14 protein-coding genes and 1 pseudogene are annotated in these 18,403 nt (G+C 60.7%); 2 read left to right on the top strand and 13 right to left on the bottom strand.

The window, feature by feature from the left end:
- Nucleotides 1–31: 31 nt before the first annotated feature.
- The 11 genes from BFQ01_RS16275 to BFQ01_RS16225 form a co-directional block, all read right to left on the bottom strand.
- Complete coding sequence (locus BFQ01_RS16275; RefSeq protein ID WP_065926054.1) at nt 32–985, bottom strand: PDR/VanB family oxidoreductase; 954 nt, start codon at nt 983–985, stop codon at nt 32–34.
- The gene (locus BFQ01_RS16270; RefSeq protein ID WP_065926053.1) at nt 985–2,028 is read right to left on the bottom strand and encodes an aromatic ring-hydroxylating dioxygenase subunit alpha; all 1,044 of its coding nucleotides are present in this window, start codon (nt 2,026–2,028) and stop codon (nt 985–987) included. Before BFQ01_RS16270 ends, BFQ01_RS16275 begins: the two co-directional genes overlap by 1 nt.
- Nucleotides 2,025–3,098, bottom strand: coding sequence for an aromatic ring-hydroxylating dioxygenase subunit alpha (locus tag BFQ01_RS16265; protein ID WP_065926052.1), 1,074 nt, complete (start codon nt 3,096–3,098; stop codon nt 2,025–2,027). The genes BFQ01_RS16270 and BFQ01_RS16265 overlap by 4 nt, the downstream gene beginning before the upstream one ends.
- A 48-nt stretch (nt 3,099–3,146) precedes the next feature.
- Nucleotides 3,147–4,346, bottom strand: coding sequence for an MFS transporter (locus BFQ01_RS16260; RefSeq protein WP_065926051.1), 1,200 nt, complete (start codon nt 4,344–4,346; stop codon nt 3,147–3,149).
- Between the two features lie 126 nt (nt 4,347–4,472).
- Complete coding sequence (locus BFQ01_RS16255; RefSeq protein WP_065926050.1) at nt 4,473–7,001, bottom strand: efflux RND transporter permease subunit; 2,529 nt, start codon at nt 6,999–7,001, stop codon at nt 4,473–4,475.
- Nucleotides 7,002–7,005: 4 nt separating this feature from the next.
- Nucleotides 7,006–8,109 carry a YCF48-related protein gene (locus BFQ01_RS16250; protein ID WP_065926049.1) on the bottom strand — a complete coding sequence of 368 codons (1,104 nt, stop codon included), beginning with the start codon at nt 8,107–8,109 and terminating at the stop codon, nt 7,006–7,008.
- A gap of 71 nt (nt 8,110–8,180) precedes the next feature.
- Complete coding sequence (locus BFQ01_RS16245; protein ID WP_065926048.1) at nt 8,181–9,545, bottom strand: DUF1329 domain-containing protein; 1,365 nt, start codon at nt 9,543–9,545, stop codon at nt 8,181–8,183.
- Between the two features lie 12 nt (nt 9,546–9,557).
- The gene (locus BFQ01_RS16240) at nt 9,558–11,237 is read right to left on the bottom strand and encodes a DUF1302 domain-containing protein (protein WP_065926047.1); all 1,680 of its coding nucleotides are present in this window, start codon (nt 11,235–11,237) and stop codon (nt 9,558–9,560) included.
- A gap of 128 nt (nt 11,238–11,365) precedes the next feature.
- Complete coding sequence (locus BFQ01_RS16235) at nt 11,366–12,490, bottom strand: FAD-dependent oxidoreductase (protein WP_065926046.1); 1,125 nt, start codon at nt 12,488–12,490, stop codon at nt 11,366–11,368.
- A gap of 178 nt (nt 12,491–12,668) precedes the next feature.
- Complete coding sequence (locus BFQ01_RS16230; protein ID WP_065926045.1) at nt 12,669–13,031, bottom strand: Rieske (2Fe-2S) protein; 363 nt, start codon at nt 13,029–13,031, stop codon at nt 12,669–12,671.
- 15 nt (nt 13,032–13,046) lie between these two features.
- Nucleotides 13,047–13,985 (bottom strand): VOC family protein, encoded by a 939-nt coding sequence (locus BFQ01_RS16225; protein WP_053121646.1) that lies wholly within the window; start codon nt 13,983–13,985, stop codon nt 13,047–13,049.
- Between the two features lie 326 nt (nt 13,986–14,311).
- Between BFQ01_RS16225 and BFQ01_RS16220 the strand changes: the two genes are divergently transcribed.
- Entirely contained in the window at nt 14,312–15,223 is a 912-nt protein-coding gene (locus BFQ01_RS16220; RefSeq protein ID WP_065926044.1) for a LysR family transcriptional regulator, read from the top strand.
- A 219-nt stretch (nt 15,224–15,442) separates the two neighbouring features.
- A complete protein-coding gene (locus BFQ01_RS16215) occupies nt 15,443–16,600 on the top strand; it encodes an alpha/beta hydrolase family protein (RefSeq protein ID WP_065926043.1) in 1,158 nt (385 codons plus the stop codon).
- Between the two features lie 184 nt (nt 16,601–16,784).
- Here the strand turns inward: BFQ01_RS16215 and BFQ01_RS31565 are convergent.
- Nucleotides 16,785–17,029, bottom strand: a pseudogene (locus BFQ01_RS31565) (amino acid ABC transporter permease); the annotation flags it as partial.
- Nucleotides 17,030–17,127: 98 nt separating this feature from the next.
- Nucleotides 17,128–18,306 carry a M20 aminoacylase family protein gene (locus tag BFQ01_RS16210; RefSeq protein ID WP_065926042.1) on the bottom strand — a complete coding sequence of 393 codons (1,179 nt, stop codon included), beginning with the start codon at nt 18,304–18,306 and terminating at the stop codon, nt 17,128–17,130.
- Between the last annotated feature and the right edge of the window lie 97 nt (nt 18,307–18,403).

Here is an 18,403-nt window from a genome sequence, read left to right as displayed (position 1 = left end):
CAGCGGGTAAAGATGGATGCATGGAAAAACCTTAAAGATCGAGTACCAGCCGCGCGCTCCTGGCGCGCGAGCAACACGGCGTGAACTGGTCGTTGCGGGCTCGCTCGACATCGGTCAAGAACATGTCACGATGCTCTGGCTCGCCTTCCAGCACGCGCGTGATGCAGGTGCCACAGATGCCCTGCTCGCAAGACAACGGGATCTCGATGCCGGCCTCCGACAGCACCTGGGCAACGCTGAGCGCGGCCGGCACTTGGAAACACTGTCCGGTGCTCGCCAGTTGCACTTCGAACCCGCCCGCCTCACCCGCCGGGGCAGCGGCGGCGGTAAAGTACTCACGGTGCAGTCGCGCCTCGGCCCAGCCCTGCTCGCGAGCCGTGCCAAGCACGTGTTCCATGAAACCGTTGGGGCCACAGACGTACAGGTGACGGTCGGCGGCTGGCCCGGATAAAACCCGAGCGGCGTCGAGACGCTGGGCATCCTCGCCATCGTCCACATGAACCTGCACACACTTGGCAAACGTCGAATGGCGCAGGTACTCGATAAAGGCCATGCGCCCGACCGAGCGACCGCAATAGTGCAGCTCGAAAGGCGCGCCGATCCGCGCCAGGCGCTCGGCCATGCAGAGAATCGGCGTGATGCCGATACCGCCGGCGAACAGCACGCTGTGCCCAGCCCCATGCTCAAGCGGGAACAGATTGCGTGGCTTGCTGATGCGCAGCCGGCTGCCTTCGTGCACTTGCTGGTGCATGGCCTGCGAACCGCCGCGAGACGCTGGGTCGAGCAACACTCCCAGCAGGTAGCGGTGGCGTTCTTCCGGGTGATTGCACAGCGAGTACTGGCGCACCAGGCCATTGGGCAGGTGCACGTCGATATGCGAGCCAGCGATGAAGGCAGGCAGCATGGAATTTTCGACCGGGGCCAGTTCGAAGCTGTAGATGCCCTCGGCTTCGAGGCGCTTGCGAGTGACGATGACTTCAATCATCACTGGGCACCCGCAGGCTGTTCGGCAGCAATCATGCGGTCGAGGACACGCCGCGCCCGGACCGCTCCTGCATCACCAATCAGCAGGACCGGCTTCAAGTCCCAGAACGATGCAGCGCCCATCATGCGCTGCTGCGCCTCGAGCATTGGCAAGTCTTCATCGGCAAAGGGCCGGCTGATCGCGGCCGCCTGCTCATCAGCGAATCTCTCGGCAAATTCGCCCATTGCCTTGGGGAAACAGACTGAGAACCAGTAGTGAGTCGTGGTCTCGGTCTCTGGAGTGAACAGATGCGGAATCGGTGTGGAAACGCCCTTATCCCTGGGGAGCCCGGTCGCCACGGCGCCGGAAAACAGCAACATGTTCGCCGGAGCATCCCAACGCACATCGATCCAACGGTCCACCGGTGTGCCCTGAGGAATGTTCCAGGCGGTGTAGAGAAACTCCGGCATGATTTCCGCAACCGTCTGGCGGTTGGACCAAACGGTGTTGCCCTCCTCTTGCACGCTGGTCAACGCGCTCTTGACGCCATCGCCACCCAGCGTAGACGGGTGCAAGAATTCGATATGACTCAGGTCCATGATGTTGTCGGTTTCCAGCACGTAGTTGGCTCTGGCGTGCAGGTAGCGTTTGCCGACATACCAACGGTCTTCATCCATGCAACTGAAATCCGGAATCAGCGTCGCATCGGCCAGTTGTGCATCGCCCATCCAGATCCACAGCAGGCTGTAGCGTTCAACCAGCGGGTAGGCCTTGACCTTTGCCGCCTTGGGAATTGCACCATCACCATGAGGGTTATGCACACAGGTGCCGCTGCCATCGAATTCCAGGCCGTGGTACGGACAACGCACCGCATCGCCTTTGAGGATGCCCATGCCCAGGGGCGCGAAACGGTGGGGACAGCGATCGGCAATGGCTTGGGCATTACCTTGGGTGTCGCGAAAAAACACCACGGGTTCATTGAGCAAGGTTCGTTGGAACAACTCGCCAGCCTTGATCTCGTTTCCCCAGGCGGCCGCGTACCAGACGTTGCGTAGAAAGCTCATCGCAGTTCCTCTTTTTCATAGTTTGATGACCGACTGGCTTGCGTCTCCGCTCGCTCGGCTTCCATCAATCGACGCAGAACACGTCGACAGCGCACGGCCCCTGCATCGACTGGCAGCAACACAGGGTTGAGGCCAAGCAGTTCAACCTCACCAATCTGGCGCTGTTGAGCCTCGACCATGGGTTTGTCTTCACCGGCGAAAATACCGATCAACATCTCCTGGACGAAGGCATTCAACTGCGCATTGTCCTGCTCGAAACTGCGCGTGTTGGCAAAGAAATAATGGGTGTTGGCCGCGTCCTGCGGCGTCATCAGATGCAGGTTCCATGTCACTGGTCCCTCGGCCCTGGGCCGCCCGGGAGGCGTGGCGCCGCTGCCCAGCAACATCAGGCCGGGCGCGTGCCAGATCACTTCAGCCCAGACGTCCGCCCGGGTCGGGTCTTCAAGGTGAGCGCCGAAAGCCGGAGGAGGCACATCATCCGGTGCCCACCAACTGATGCGCACACGGTCGTTGGGCAGCTCCTCGATGGTGGCGCGGGTGCGTGACAGCGCCCCGCCACCGAGCGTATCGGGGTGGAGGAAATCAACGTGGCTCAAATCCATGATGTTGTCGGACAGCAACTCGTAGTGCGCGCGGGTTGGCAAATACCCGTGCCCCTTGGCATGGGTGGGCGCCTGTTCGAAGAAGGAAAAATCCGCGATCAGCGCATCGTTGGCCAGGCTCGCATCGCCAGGCCAGACCCAGATCGCGCCATGGCGCTCAACGACTGCGAACGCGCGAACACAGGCGGCTTTGGGGATATTCCCATCGCCGTGGGGGTTTTGCGTGCATTGGCCACTGCCATCGAAACGCAGGCCGTGGTACGGGCACTGGACGCTGTCGCCGACAACCTTGCCCATGTGCAGCGGGGCAAAACGGTGCGGGCAACGATCGGCGAGCGCCTGGATCACACCGTGGCTATCGCGAAAGAACACGATGGGTTGCTCGACGATGGTTCTGCCCAGCATGCCACCTTGCGCCAGCTCGTCTGCCCATCCAGCGATGTACCAGGTGTTGAGCAAATAACTCATGATGTTCTCCTCGTTGTTCTTATTTTTATGAAACGTCGAATGGGCAGGTCAGTGCTCAGGGTCTGCGACAACCGCAGTAGTAAAAGCAGCCCCGCTGCCTCGCAACCGAAGACAGGCCAGGGCTACCACCAGCTGAACGCCCGCGACGATGCCCAGTGCGGCTGGCAAGGCGCCGATTACCCCGCCGGTGATCGCCAGCACCACCAGCGGGCTGGCGAACTCACCGGCGAAGAACATCGCCGTGAAGCCGCCGGCCGCGCGGCCGCGCTGCTGGAAGTCGACCTGGCTCATGATCCAGGTGAGCAGGGTCGGCATCATCAGGCCGATGCCCAGACCGTTGATCAGGACGGCGATCACCACCAGCCCGTGACTGTCGGCTACCGCCAGCAGCCCGCCACCGATCCCGGCCGCGACGAAGGCCAGGAGCATCTGCCGCTGCGCCGGCACACCGCTCAACAGACGAAAACTCAGGGCGCCGACCAATACGCCGAACTGACTGGCGCCCATGGTCAGGCCGATCTGCTGCGAACCTTCGACATGCAGCAGGTTAAGCAGGTAACCGACTTGTACCGGCACGATGAACAGGCTCAGGCCCGCCAGGAATGCCAGGGCATACAACGGTGCCAGCGGGCGCCAGGGTAATGCCCTGCCCGCCGTTGTGAGGGTGGCCGCCTGCGCACGCGGCTCCCATAGCAACCAGGCCATCAGCGGCAGGAACACCAGCCCCAACCCATACAGGGCAAACGGGGTACGCCAGCCGTGCTCGCCGAGCACTCCACCGATGGCAATGAAGATCGCCGCCGACAATGAGGTCGCGACCATTTGCAGGGCGAACATGCGTTCACGTCGCGCGCCGCTGTAGTAGTCGCCCATCATCGTGGTGCAGCAGGTCATGATCGCCGCTTCGGCCACACCGATGCCGGCGCGGCTGATCACGATGACCTGCAGCGACTCCAGCCATAGCGGCAGCACGCCGCAGACGGTGTAGAGCACCATCGCACCGATCAACAACGGTTTGCGCCCCAGCCGGTCAGCGATGATTCCGGCCACGGGAGCCAACAACGCAATCATCAACGCCGGCAGCGTCAGGGCGATGGGCACCAGCACGGCCACACCCGGTGTGTCGGCGAAGTGTTCCTGCATACGCGTCAGGACGGGGGCCAGCAGCACCGCACCGAGCACTGGCAGGCAACTGCCGAGCAACAGCAACAAGGATTGCGGTAGCCGCGCCTGGCGTTCAACGTTCATCGCACACCTCCGCAGGTTGCGCCGCGCAAAATGCCATACCAAAGGCGCTCAGGCCGGCGATGAGGTCGAACCATAGAGACTGCTGGAACAAATGCACACGAGGCATGGGAACGTCCTTTTTTGTTGTTATGACGCGACGGGATTGGCGTCTTTTATCGTTTGATCGTGCTCTGAAGTCAGGCGTAGCGAGTGCTTCACGCAAGCCCCCTCCTCGGCTACGGCAGGCATCATCGGCAAGCTCGTCGAATGGCTGGGTCTGGCTTCGGCCTGCCCCGCGCTCACCCGCTTGCTCGGCAACAGGAAGTGAGCCAGGGCTGGCAATAGAACCAGCGCACCGACCATGTTCCAGACGAACATGAAGGCCAGCAGCACGCCCATATCAGCCTGGAACTTGATTGGCGAAAACATCCAGGTGGCCACGCCGATCGCCAAGGTCACGCCAGTCAGCATCACCACCTTGCCGGTGGACAGCAGTGCCCGGTAATACGACTCAGACAAGCTTGTGCCCTGGCGCATATGACCGAGCAGGATGCTCATCACGTACAGCGCGTAGTCGACGCCGATGCCCACGCCGAGGGCAATCACCGGCAGGGTCGCGACCTTGACGCCGATGTTCAGCCAGACCATCAGCGCCTCACAGAGGATCGATGTGAGCATCAGCGGAATCACCGCGCAAATCGTGGCGCGCCAGGAACGGAAGGTGATCAGGCACAGCAGGATCACCGCGCCGTAGACCCAGAACAGCATTTCGCGGTTGGCCTGCCTGACGACGATGTTGGTCGCGGCCTCGATCCCGGCATTGCCAGCGGCCAGGAGGAACTGGACGTCATCGGTATTGTTCGCCGCGGCGAATTGCTCGACGTGATCCACCAGGCGGCTCAAGGTTTGCGCCTTGTGGTCGGAGAGGTAGACGTACAGTGTCAGCAGGCTGCAGTCTTCGTTGTACAAACCGCGCGGTGCCCCGGCGGTGACCATGTTGAGCATCGCCTGGTTGTTCTGCAGCTCATACCATTTCGGGCTGCCTTCGCTCAGGCCCACCAGCATGCGGCGGTTGAGCAACGCCAGGGAATTGGTCGAATCGACACCCGGCAAGGTGCGCAACTGCCAGTCGAGGGCATCGACCTTGTTCAGGATGTCATAGCGCGAACAGGCGCTGGCGGGTGTCTTGATCATGACCGCGAACAGATCGCTGCTGGCGCCGTAATGCCGGGTCAGGAATGCATCATCCTGGTTGTAGCGCGAGTCGGCCCGCAGCTCAGGCGCGCCCGCATCCAGGTCACCGACTTTCAATTGCAGGCTGACGATGAAGCCGAGCGTCGCCAGCGCCAGGCTCAGGGCGATGCACAGCGCCGCCCACCGGCGCTGGGTGAACAGGTCGAGGAAGCGCCAGAATCCGTGGCGATTGTGGCCGGCCAGTTCGGCGTGTTCGCTTTTCAGGCTCAGTTGCGCCGCACGGCGGCTGACCCCCACATAAGAAAGCAATATCGGCAGCAGGATCAAATTGGTGAAAATCAGCACCGCCACGCCGATACTGGCAATCATCGCCAGGTCCTGGATCACCTGGATCTTGATGATCATCAGCACCGCGAAACCGACCGCATCACACAGCAGCGCGGTGAGGCCGGCGAGAAACAGGCGGCGGAAGGTGAAGCGTGCGGCGACCACCCGGTGCATGCCGCGCCCGATATCCTGCATGATGCCGTTCATCTTCTGTGCGCCGTGGCTCATGCCAATGGCAAACACCAGGAACGGCACCAGCACCGAATAGGGGTCCAGTTGATAATTGAGCAGCGGCAGCAAGCCGAGCTGCCAAACCACCGCCACCAATGAGCAGAACACCACCAACAGAGTGCTGCGAATGCAGCGGGTGTACCAATAAAGCACCACCGTGGTGATCAGGATCGCCACGGCGAAGAACATCAGGATTTGCCGTAGGCCGGCAATCAGGTCACCGACTTTCTTGGCGAAACCGGTGATGCGGATGTCGATGCTGTCGCTCTGGTATTGGCTGCGCAATGATTCCAACTGTTGCGACAGTTGGCTGTAGTCCAAGGGTTTGCCGTCCGGGGTGCGCTGCAGCAGCGGTACCTGGATGATGCTCGAAGCCTGGTCGAACGCCACCAACTGGCCGATTTCGTTGGACAGCTGCACGTTGCGCCGCAATGCCGCAAGGCTCGCTGCGCCGCCATCGTAGTTATCCGGAATGACCGGCCCACCCTCCAGGCCCGCCTCGGTCACCGCCACCCAGCGCGTGGCCGGCGTCCAGAGCGATTTCATGTACGCACGGTCGACACCGGGCAGCAGGTAGATCTTGTCGCTCAACGCCTGCAGGGTCTTGAGGTAGGCGCTGTCATAGATGTCGCCCCGCTTGTTGACCACTGCAATGCGCACCGCATTCCCCAGCCCGCTCAACTCCTGCTGGTGCTCAAGGTAGTTGGCGATATAGGGCTGATGGGTGGGAATCATTTTTTCGAAGCTGGCATTGAGCTCGACACGAATGGACTGCCACCCCAGCACCAGCGTGGTCGCCAGGCACAGCAGCAACACCCACAGACGATGGTTGAACAATGCTCGTTCGAGCAGCGAGCCGGAGCGTGGATCAAAGTCATCGAACGTACTTGCACGAGACGGGGAAAATTTATCAGGGGACGTCATAACCTCACTCCGGAGCGGCAGTGGCTGGCTGCGCAAGACGCTGCAGCCCGGTGAAACCGGCAACGATCAAGCTGCCATCGGCGGCCTCGATCACACTTGAAACAGGTTTGCCCAAGGGCGTTCCCAACGGCAGCAGCGCCGCCCCGGTCTGCTCGCTGTTGCGAAACAGCATGCCGCCCTGGTTGACCAGCAGTAGTTGGCCGTCGGCCAGGCGTGTGGCGTCGTTGAAGGAGATCGGTACGGGCACCGAAAGACGCTGGAAACTTGCGCCGGCGTCGTGGGAGACAAAGGCATTGCCCTTCAGACCGGCGACCATCAGCGCGCCATCCGCGCGGTTCTGCAGGGTGAAGAAACTACCTTCGTAGGGGCTGTCCAGTTGACTGAACGACAGCGCATCGTCGTCCGAGCGTGCCAGGTAGCCCTGCTCGCCAGCCAGGAACCAACGTGTGCCGTGGCGACTGATGGCGTACAGGTGCAAGCCGTTGGGGTTGGCAATTTGCCCCATCAGCGATTGCCAGGTGGCGCCACCATCGGTGGTCAGCAGCGCCAAACCGTAGGCACCGACGATCAGCCCGCGATGTGCGTCGACGAACTCCAGTGCCAGAAAGGGTTTGTCTGGACCATCGGCGACAAGACGCTCGGCATTTTGTACCCGTATCAGGGCGGCATCCGGGTCGACAGCGGTGGCTTGTTCCGCCTTGGCGGCGTCCAGTTCCAGCTGTGCCACGCGTACGCCGTCGAGCTGCAGCGTCCAGTGCTCGCCGCCGTCCAGCGTCGCCAGCACCACGCCCGCATGACCGACTGCCCAGCCCTTTTGCGCATCCACGAACCGCACCGCCGTCAGGCTGACCGAAACCGGTACCGAAGCCTGGTGCCAGCTTTGCCCATTGTCGTCGGAGAACAGCACCAGGCCGCGCTCACCCACGGCCACCAGGCGTGTGCCGGCACGCGCCAGGTCGATCAATACGCCGTTCTGCGCAGCCGGTACCCGCATGGCCGGGGTATTGAGCGGCACGCCCACCGCTGCCGACCCGGCCAGACACTCGCTCGTGGCGAGGGGCAAATACAAGGCCAACAGCAACGCGCTCGCCTGACTGATTCTGTTCATAACCTACCTCGGACAAACACTCGTATCCCAAGGGCAGACCGGCAGGCCTGCCCTTCACTCTCGGCTCAGGTCTAACGCACGCCACGCCCCGCCATCGCCGCGGGCGAGAACTCCGAGGACTTGTAGCGATCGACCGCGCGATACTGATCCGGCAACCCGGCATAGAGATTCTGGATAAACCACGCACCGGAGGTCAGGTCATAAAAACCTGAAGAGAGTTGCACCAGCCCAGGCAGGTCGGGCAATACGGAAGGCAGCGACCAGAGGGTCTTGGCCAGTTGGCCGCTGGCATCCCAACGGTCGCCGAGCAGGGCTTGCCAAGTGTCTTCATCGAGGTAGTAACGCCCCTTGGGCAACTGGTGGCGCTTGCCGGCGGCCACCGTCGATTCGAGCACCCAGACGCGGTGCAATTCCCAGCGCACGTAGTCCGGGTTCAGATGGTGCTTGCCCAGCAGGTCCTGCGGCTGGGCAGCGTTTTGCACCTTGTTGGTGTTGTAGGGGACATACATCTCCTGCTTGCCCACCAGTTTCCAGTCGAACCGGTCCGTGCGACCACCCCACACACTCAACTCATCGAAGGACATGACCCCGGCAGTGGACGGCGTCGGCGTATCGCAGCAAGCATTGGGCAGCGTGCGTACCCGGCGTTGACCGCTCAGGTAGACATGGGCCTGGGATTTGTCACCGTTGATGTTTTCACGCCCCAGGATCTGCTCACCGGCACGAATCGCCGGGCCGAGATTGACAAAGTGCACCTGCCAGTAGTCGCCCGAATAGTTCTCAGGGCCGCCCTCCTGAAAGTAGTAGGGCATTTCCTGGGTCAACAGGCCGTCGCTGGTCATCACCTGGTTGCCGTCAGCGGTCATCAGATAGTGGCGAAAGTGCCCCGCCACCGAAGTGCCGCGCCAGTTCAGCACATGGTTCCAGATGGCTTCGGTACCATTCTGTGGAATCGGGAACGGGATCCCGCCATAGGCACCGTCGGGGATCAGTCCGGCGCTGCTGTCGACCAGTTTGGCGCGGGTCGCATTCTTGAACGTGTTGTCATAGACCCACTGCGGCGCGGCCGCCGTGCGCCGGGTCGGATAGACATCGATGCGATAGGTGTCCGGGAAACGCTTGAACAGCTCCTTGGTGCCGTCGCTGAGTTTGTCGGCGTACTTGGCCAGGTTCTGGGCGGTGATGCTGTACAAGGGTTTGTCCGCAGCAAATGGATCGCTGCGTTTGCCGCCCGAGACGTAGCCTGGATCAACCTTGGTGTAGCCACCGTCCCAGGCCGGAATACTGCCGTCGGCATTGCCGGCTTTCTCGGCACCGAAGGGCGTCAGGGTCTTGCCCAGCGCGGCCGCTTGTTCGGCGCTGGCGGCCAAGGCCATCGGCGCGGCAGCGGCCAGCAGGGTTAAGCACAAGGCCTTTAGAGTGAACTGAATGGTCATGCGCAAATCCTCTTAGAACGTGGTCTTGACGGAGAAAGCCAGGTAATCCCGATCCTTCAGCGACTGCTTGTAATTGAACTGGTTGGCGGCGTTGAGGCTGGTGTCCTCGGGACCGTAAAAGTGGGTGTAGGTCAGCCCCACCGTCACTTGGTCCAAATAGGTGGCGGAGACGCCGATGTTCATGTCCCCGCCTCTGTCGGGGCCGAACCCGCTGATCACAGCCGACTTGCCCATGGGGAAATAGCTGATGCCCAGCGGCACGCTGATATCCACGCCCGGAAAGAACTGGCGATAGGTGGGCGTGTAAACCAACTTCAAGCCCAGGCCATCATCAGTGGCGTTAGGGTCTAGGGCGGCGCGGTTCCTGGTTACGGCGAGCAGGCGGTTCCAGGCGATTTCCCCTACCAGGCTGGCTTCATTGGCGACGAAGGAAGGGCCCAGCGATGCCAGGACGTTGAGGTTGACGTGGGCCGTACGGCCGACGGCATAGAGGGCGTCGTCGTTGTTGTCCGCCTCGGCGCCCGGCAGGACGGTCTGGGCGTTGGACACCAGCGGCATGTTCCAGCGCATCGATGCCTCGCCGGCAAAGCTGTACTCGTTCACGGAGGTCGCGAAACTGGCGCCCAGGACCCGGATATCTTCCGGGTAGACCCAGGAATATTCGCCGACTTGCCCGGTACTGAAGTTCGGCCCGGTGGCATTCGGCTTCAAGTACAGCGTTGGGGTTTTCTCGTGATATTGGAGTGCGTACAGGCCGTAATCCGTCGTCCCGGTGTTGTACTTGAGCTGCAGGCCGCCCTGGCCGGAACTCCTGGCTTTCTTGTCCTTGCCATGGAAAAACGCAGCCGGGCTGTTGGCATTACCGCCGAGGAAATCCGGGAACGGCCCGCCGGTGATCAGCCGTTCATTGCCGTCGCCGATGGTATCGCTGGTGGAGAAATAGCTACCGGCGCCCGGCAAGCGGGTGGCTTCCCACTCCAACTGGTAGAAGGCGCCCAATGACACATCGTCGGTTAGTTGGTAGGCGGTCGAGAGCTGGTTGACCGGTCGGGTGATTTCCTTGAATTGGGTGTTGGGCACCGATTGCGCCTTGACCACGTCCACCGGCGCCATGGCTCCGGCAATGCCGTTGCCGCCGAAGAACAGGCTCTCGCCCCAGATCAGCCCGTGGCGCCCGGCGCGAACCGACAAGGTACGGTCGGCCAGCTCACCGTTCCAGTAGACGAACGCATCCAACAGTTCACCGTCACCGCCGTGCAGTTGACGGGTATCACTGGTGAACTCGTTGAAACCCACCGAACGCTGGTTGGCACTGGCCGCGTCGTTGTTGTCGTTGCGGTCCTGGTAGACAGTGTCGTACCAGGCCGCACCGCTCAGACGGGCACCAAAGTTGTGAAAACCGATGTCCAGTTCGGAAAGAATATCCAGGCGATTGGAGATCAGGCCCTTGCCGAAGTTGTGATCACCGTCATTCTGGTTCAGCGCCGTCTGCCCCTCGCTAAGCTTGCTGCTGGGCTCCTTCAGGCGCCAGGCCGCGCTGTACTTCAGCGTATTGTCCCAGCGCAAGCTGAGATCGGGACTACCGGTGTCGATCTGAAAGGCCTGGGCAGCCGAAGCGCCAAGCCCCAGGCTGGCCGCAAGGGTCAGGGTGAAGGGGACGCGCCGCGACGCAGCGAACTTGCGAGTAGCCATCGAAGTAACCCTCTTTATTGTTGTTGTATGTCAGCTCTTCTGGTGGAACGGCGCCCGCAGTCGAACCGGGCCAAGCCTGCACAGGCATGAAGCATCCATGGGAGAGCAAATTCAGTTTTGCCGGCGCCTCAGATAGGCGCTGCCGTGACGTCGAGCATCCGCCTGACCAGGCCGATCCGGTCGAAGCTGCTGTCGTGGGCCATTTCCTTGTCACCGGCCAGCACCGAGCTGTCGCTGATGAATTTGCAGCGCTCATAACGGCGCGCCATAAAGCGTTCGAGCTGCTGTTCGACGTTGCCGCCGGCGACCAACTCTTCGCCAAGCACCACGGCATCCTCGATGGCCATGCCGGCACCCTGGCCCAGGTGCGGCGTCGTGGCGTGCACCGCATCGCCAATCAGCACGACACGGCCGCGGTACCAGGGCTCGCTGACGAACAGCACCTCCAGCGGCTTGTAGACCACCTGGTCGCTGTCGGTTATTTGCTCGCGCAGTTCGCCGATCAGCCCGGTGAAACCACTCAGGCGCTGGCGCATCTGGGTCGCCAGCGTGGCAGCCTCCATCCTGGGGTTAGCGGGCTCATGGGAAGTCACGAACAGGTACATCTGGTCGCGGCCCAGCGGCACCAGCCCGGCGTTACCGGCAGGTCCCTGGAAGGTGGCCAGATGATCAATTCCAGCGGCACGAGGAAAGTTGTAGCGCCACACCGATTGACCGGTGAAGCGCGGCAGGTACTGCTCGCCAAACAGCAGACCGCGCAGGTGGGAGTACAGGCCATCGGCGCCGACGACCAGGTCGTAGCGACCGCGACTGGCATCGGTGAACAGCACATCGACGCCCTCGCCCATCTGCTCCAGCGACTCGACACTCAGGCCCAGACGAACCGAGACGCCAAGGGCAGCAACGGTTTCGCTGAGGACTTGATGCAGGGCCAGGCGCGAGATGCCGACGTTGGCTGGATACTCGGGCCCCGCCAGGCGCTTGCCGGGAATTCGCGCCAGTTGTTCACCGGCGGTGGTGTTGATGGTCACATCCTCGAACGCGTAGGCGGCATCCAAGTAGCCGTCCAACACACCCAGCTTGGCCATCTCACGGACGACGTTACTCTGCTGGATGATGCCAACGCCATAGACTGTCCACTGCGTCTTGAGCTCGACAAGATCGACGTCGATGTCCTGGCGACGCAAAGCGATTGCCGCACATAGACCACCGATACCACCACCGACGATAAGCACCTTTTTCACTGCGTTCATGCTCGTCTCACTCTTATTCTTGTTATTCACGCTAGCGTTCTGCCGGAGCGATCCCAGGCTTGACCACCGGCTGTGTTTGCACGCATTCGCTACCGCGTTGTGTTCACTTTCTCGGCAAAGCAGGCGTTTGACTAATCGCATGTAGGGATACGATGTATCAGCTACCGCGATACGTTAATCAGGATGCATACGCCTCCAACTGATCCGCTTCGAGCACCAGCCAATCGGCCTCTGCATGCCATTGCAGTGCGCTCAGGCTGTCCCCCAGGCACGGCCCGTAGACGCACAGACCACTGTCCGGAAGGAACCGGGCACCATGGGCGTAACAGACGATCTGGCGGCCATCGACGCTGAGAAAACGATCCTTGCGGTACTCCAGGCGCACCTCCAGGTGCGGACAGCTGTTGCGATAGACCCGCACTTCGCCGTCATGGCGCAGGGCGAACACACTGTCCTTCCCCGTGCCCAGGGGATCGAACCCGCGGGCCTGCCCTTCCACCAGTTCATCCAGGCAACAGAGCACCAGGGCCTCGTGACTCATGGACAACCTCCACACTCAGGCCTGCTTGGGCGGAGGGCCGCTCGGGAACCATTTTTCCCGGGAGGTGAACAGGAACAATTGCGAATTATCCGCCGACAGTGGCGCCTGGCGCGCTTGCCAGGCGTCATCGTGCTTGTCCATATCGGCGTCGTATTCGATGTGACAGCCCAACGGACTGTTGAAGTACCAGAACCAGTTGGAACCGAAGAGATGGCGGCCCGGCCCCCAGAAGCTGGTCCAGCCTTGCTGCTCGAAGCGACGTCCGGCCAGCAGGACTTCCGTGCCGCTGCCCATGTGAAAGGTGAAATGCTCGCAACCCTTCATGTGTGGCGGTGTCTGGATCATGAACAGGCAGTGATGGTCATCGGAACCGGCCGGCCGCATGAACGGACCCGCGCCGACAAAGGTGTCGGTGGTCACGAAGCCCAGGCGCTGGTAAAAAACCTCGGCCTTGGCTGCATCCGGCACGAAATACACCACGTGGGACAGGGTACGCGGCAAAGCCTGCATATCGGGGCTGATGCCCGGCTGGTTGACCGGCCGCTGGGGGACATGGCCCGGTGCGTTAGTCAGGTCGGCGGGCGCGCTGTACGCACGCCGCACGCTGATCTGGAAACCAATGGCAAAGCCCATATCGTCCACGCTGTGCACGGAGCCATCGGCACCGCGGGTCACCGGGCGGTCGCGCCCCAACTCATCGGCGATGGCCTCGAGGTCAGCCACGCCGGCCACGCCATAAACGGTTTCCCGAATCGAGGGAGCAGGCCCGATGGCCACCGGCAAACGAGCATCGTCTGCATGACGGATAATCACCGCCGTGCCGTCGAGGGCTTCAAAACGACCGCCCTCGCTGTCGACATCGACAGGGCGCAGGCCGTAGTCACGCAGGCAATGGGTACAGGCTTGAATATCGTCGACGCCAAAAATCAAGGCATCAAGGCCAATGATGTTCATTGAGTTACCACTCCATTGTAATTATTCAGCGCAGGCCAGCACCCCGCTTACGGGAACCGTGCCAGGCGGAGCGCTGCCGAGGCGGGTCTTGAAGTCGATGAAGCGTCACGCCAACCGACTGTGGGCCGATACTGAAGGGGCAAAAACCCACTGACTAATCGCTTGTCGGGATGCGACCTATCGGCAAATGCGATACCTGGCTGCGCGGCGCAAGTGACATGGAAAATCGAACCAGGCGTCGTTCGATTCATCCATTCACGGGACTTGACGCCGCGATAGGAAGGCCGGAAGGTATTTACAAAATAAATACAAGAATCGAGACCGCCATGCGCTTCAACCACCTGGATCTCAATCTCCTGGTGGCGCTGGATGTGTTACTGGAAGAGCAGAACATCACCCGCGCTGCCGAACGCCTGCACATGACTCAATCCGCCACCAGCGGCGTACTGGGCAGGCTGCGCCTCTACTTCGAAGATGAACTGCTGGCGCAGGTCGGGCGCAAGATGCAGCCCACGCCCTATGCCCGCGAGCTGGCGGCGCCCGTACGCCAGGTGCTGCTGACGATCCAGTCCTCGATCACCGCCAAACCGGTGTTCGATCCCGCCACCAGCAAGCGCCATTTTCGCCTGATCACTTCCGACTATCTGATCAGCGTCCTGTTTGCCCGGGTGATCCAGAAGATCTCCCTGGAAGCCCCGCACATCACCTTCGAATTGCTGGGTCCCGGTGACACGTCCACTGAGATGCTGATGCGCGGCGAGGCCGATATGATGATCGTGCCTGAGCGCTACCTCATCGAAGGCCACCCCTCGCAGCTGCTGTTCGAAGAAGAGCACGTTTGCGTGGTGTGGGACGGCAACACCCAGGTGGGCGACAGCATCACCCTCGATCAGTACATCGAGATGGGCCATGTCTCGGTGATTTTTGGCCGCAACCGGCAATTGAGCGTCGAAGAGTGGTTGATGAGCCAGTATGGATTCACCCGTCGCATGGAAGTGGTGACCCATGACTTCAACACCCTGCCGCAGTTGATTGTCGGCACCCAACGTGTCGCCACCATGCTCCAGCGCATGGCCAGGCTCTACGCCAACTACCTGCCGCTGCGCATCTTGCAGCCTCCGGTGAAAATCCCGGTGATGCGTGAGTTCATGCTCTGGCACCGAACCATGGAAGGAGATCCGATGCACCGTTGGTTGCGGGCGAAAATCAGTCAGATCATCAACAAGCTGGAGCAGTAGTCGCTCCCGCTGCTCGGCGGCGGGCCAGGATTCATGCGCGCGCCGAGACTCAAGCCAATGGCGCATATGCGCCCTATCGCCGTTCGCAATACCTCCCATCCTGACTCGCGATTGGCCAAACAATGGGCCTCCCCTTAGCCTGCTTCGAACCGTCAGGTCTGGCGTACCCCGCTCCGGATTTGGCCGCCTGCCTTTGCTTGCACAAGGACAATAACAATCATGTTTCGCTACTTCCCGACCAACTACGTGTGGAATCTTTCCGTCGACCTGGCCATTGAAATGGGCGCCCGCATCGGCGAAATCGAGGAAATGTGCGCGCCGCTGCAAGAAGCCGCCAAACAGCCGGATGCCGCCGGCAGCAAAGCCTTCCGTGAAACCTGGGCGAACATGGCCGACAAGCTGTGCGGCCTGGCGGAAGAAGACGAAGGCAAGGGTCGACTGTTGTCTGCCGGTGAAAAATACAACCGCGCCGCGACCTATTACCTGAGCTGCGAACGCCTGCAGGCCCACGGTGCACCGGGCCGCACGGAGCTGTACCAGCGCTTTCTGCACACCTTCCAACGGAGTATCGAACTGGCACGGGAAAATTGCGAGCGCGTTGAAATCCCTTACGAAGGCAAACACCTTTCCGGTCTGCTGGTCCGTGCCGAAGGCGTCAGCGGCCCAGCGCCGATCCTGGTGCAGGTCAATGGACTGGATTCCACCAAAGAAATGAAATACCGCGTCGGCCTGCCCGCCTGGCTGGCCAAACGTGGCGTGTCATCGTTGATCATCGACCAACCCGGGACGGGCGAAGCGCTCCGGCTACATAATCTGACTGCGCGTTTCGACAGTGAGCATTGGGCCAGCCGCGTGGTGGATTGGCTGGAAACCCGCGACGATGTCGACGCCAAACGCATCGGCCTGGAAGGTGTGTCGCTTGGAGGCTACTACTGCCCGCGCGCGGTAGCCTTCGAGCCGCGCTTCGCGTGCGGCGTCGTATGGGGGGCCAACCATGATTGGCGTGATGTGCAGAAACGTCGAATGGAAAAGGAAGGCAGCTTCCCGGTGCCGCATTATTGGTCGCATGTGTCTTGGGTCTGGGGTGCCAAGGACACGGACGAGTTCATGACCATCGCCGAGAACGTTCATCTGGACGGCATCCTGGACCGCATCAAGGTGCCCTTCCTGGTCACCCACGGAGAAAAGGATTCGCAGATTCCATTGAAGTGGGCCCACCGCACTTACGAACAGTTGGTCAACAGCCCCAAACGCGAACTGAAAATCTTCACCGAACGTGAGGGCGGCGTGCAGCATTCGAGCTTCGACAACAGTATCAATGCCGGCCAGTACATCGCCGACTGGGTGGCTGAGGTACTCGGCGGTCGTACTGCATGACTATTCGTTTCAAACTTGAGCCAACGCTCGTTGCGGAAATGCTTCTGTGCCGGGCAGCGCCTATCGCTCTGGAATCGATGACCCGCCACTACCGTTAAAAAAGCTTCCCCGTCTGGCCTGCCGCAAAATCTTCGCAACGGCCAGATGGGGAAGCACACAGCATGATGGGACAGCTATCGAGTGGATAGGTGTCCGCTTCGGTGTAGTCGATCAGGTGTTGAGCGATGCCGAAACCTGCACTGCAATCAAGGAAGCTGAAGCCCGGGGTAAAGCCCACACTTCTGGAGGTTGGTCTGGGTACTGTCGAACAGAAACAAGCCGATTGCTACGATGGCAATAACGGCAATACTCTGGAATAGCCATGCACGCACTTTTGGGATCAGTCCAGACTGATCCACATGGGCGCGAGCCATCTGCAGGAGTTTGCATAGGACCCTCTCCATCAGCACGCTGGCAGAATACGATGGAGCAGGGTAAAGAAAAAATGGTGCTGGATCGGTTAGGTACTGCACCTGGTCTCGACCGACTCAAACCAGAAACTGTTCAACTAACCGAACCCAGTAACTAGCCCCAGTCCCCAGGCAGTCATCGTTGAAGTCGTAGCCTGCGTTATGCACCATGCACCCCCCCTCCCCATCACCATTACCGATAAAGAGATAGCTGCCAGGACAATGCTCAAGCATCACTGCAAAATCTTCACTGGCAGCGATGGGTGCCATGTCTTGAATCACCCCTTCTTCTCCCAACCAATCTACAGCGACCTGACGGGCAAACGCAGTAAGCTGAGGATCATTTATCAGGGGCGGCAATGATTCTCCCCTATCAACCTCCACACTGACACTGGCGCCGAAGCTAAGCGCCTGAGCTTGGGCAACCTGAACAATCCGCTTGAGAAGGTCAGCTCGAACGTTAGGCTTCAAAGCGCGAACGCATAGTTGGAGTACCGCATGCCCCGGAATAACGTTGGGCGCCTCACCAGAATGAAAGGAACCCACAGTGATAACCGCCATCTCCAGAGGATCCGTATTGCGCGACACAATACTTTGCAGCGCCATGACAATTGCCCCTCCAGTAAGTATGGGGTCAATGGCTTTATGTGGCATTCCTCCATGCCCACCCATACCATCAATTCGAATTTCAACAGTATCAGTAGAGGCCATGAACGGCCCGGCCCGAAAACCCAACTTCCCTACTGGCAACCCAGGCATGTTGTGCATGCCGAACAACGCATTACAGGGAAATCGCTCCAGGAGACCATCATCCAGCATTTTCTGCGCGCCCCCATCGCTTTCTTCGGCAGGCTGAAAGATGACCACCAGCGTACCGTCGAACTGCCGGCTGTTGGCTAGGTGCTTCGCGGCAGCCAGCAGCATTGCAGTATGGCCGTCATGACCACAGGCATGCATGGCACCTGGATGCTGGCTCGCATACGGCAATCCAGTCTGCTCCAGAATCGGCAACGCATCCATATCTGCCCGAATACCAATGATCTTACGTCCACAACCATGCTGCAAACGCCCTACGACACCGGTCCCCCCAAAACCACGATGCACCTCAAATCCCCACGACTGGAGCTTGGCAGCAACCAGATCTGAGGTTTTGAACTCCTTAAGGCTGAGCTCCGGATAAGCATGAAGATGGCGGCGCAACTCAATCATTTCAGCTTCAATGGCACGGATACCAGGCAGCATGGGTCGAACGATCATGGACTTCACCCGTTTCAGAGAAGGGAGGCTCGCCTGCAAAGTGCGAGAATATAAAATTTCTTCAACGTTAAGTGCTGCGAGCTCTGCCCAATCATAG

The organism is Pseudomonas sp. 8 R 14 (assembly GCF_900005955.1).
GTDB lineage: Bacteria > Pseudomonadota > Gammaproteobacteria > Pseudomonadales > Pseudomonadaceae > Aquipseudomonas > Aquipseudomonas marginalis.
The sequence above is the reverse complement of the archived record's forward strand: the minus strand, read 5'-3'. Positions and strand labels throughout refer to the sequence as shown.

What these genes read in the sequence shown, in the direction of transcription:
- BFQ01_RS16255 (WP_065926050.1), bottom strand. Translation starts at nt 7,001, where the DNA reads ATGACGTCCCCTGATAAATTTTCCCCGTCTCGTGCAAGTACGTTCGAT.
- BFQ01_RS16230 (WP_065926045.1), bottom strand. Translation starts at nt 13,031, where the DNA reads ATGAGTCACGAGGCCCTGGTGCTCTGTTGCCTGGATGAACTGGTGGAA.
- BFQ01_RS16210 (WP_065926042.1), bottom strand. Translation starts at nt 18,306, where the DNA reads ATGATCGTTCGACCCATGCTGCCTGGTATCCGTGCCATTGAAGCTGAA.
- BFQ01_RS16225 (WP_053121646.1), bottom strand. Translation starts at nt 13,985, where the DNA reads ATGAACATCATTGGCCTTGATGCCTTGATTTTTGGCGTCGACGATATT.
- BFQ01_RS16260 (WP_065926051.1), bottom strand. Translation starts at nt 4,346, where the DNA reads ATGAACGTTGAACGCCAGGCGCGGCTACCGCAATCCTTGTTGCTGTTG.
- BFQ01_RS16220 (WP_065926044.1), top strand. Translation starts at nt 14,312, where the DNA reads ATGCGCTTCAACCACCTGGATCTCAATCTCCTGGTGGCGCTGGATGTG.
- BFQ01_RS16250 (WP_065926049.1), bottom strand. Translation starts at nt 8,109, where the DNA reads ATGAACAGAATCAGTCAGGCGAGCGCGTTGCTGTTGGCCTTGTATTTG.
- BFQ01_RS16265 (WP_065926052.1), bottom strand. Translation starts at nt 3,098, where the DNA reads ATGAGTTATTTGCTCAACACCTGGTACATCGCTGGATGGGCAGACGAG.
- BFQ01_RS16215 (WP_065926043.1), top strand. Translation starts at nt 15,443, where the DNA reads ATGTTTCGCTACTTCCCGACCAACTACGTGTGGAATCTTTCCGTCGAC.
- BFQ01_RS16235 (WP_065926046.1), bottom strand. Translation starts at nt 12,490, where the DNA reads ATGAACGCAGTGAAAAAGGTGCTTATCGTCGGTGGTGGTATCGGTGGT.
- BFQ01_RS16245 (WP_065926048.1), bottom strand. Translation starts at nt 9,545, where the DNA reads ATGACCATTCAGTTCACTCTAAAGGCCTTGTGCTTAACCCTGCTGGCC.
- BFQ01_RS16270 (WP_065926053.1), bottom strand. Translation starts at nt 2,028, where the DNA reads ATGAGCTTTCTACGCAACGTCTGGTACGCGGCCGCCTGGGGAAACGAG.
- BFQ01_RS16275 (WP_065926054.1), bottom strand. Translation starts at nt 985, where the DNA reads ATGATTGAAGTCATCGTCACTCGCAAGCGCCTCGAAGCCGAGGGCATC.
- BFQ01_RS16240 (WP_065926047.1), bottom strand. Translation starts at nt 11,237, where the DNA reads ATGGCTACTCGCAAGTTCGCTGCGTCGCGGCGCGTCCCCTTCACCCTG.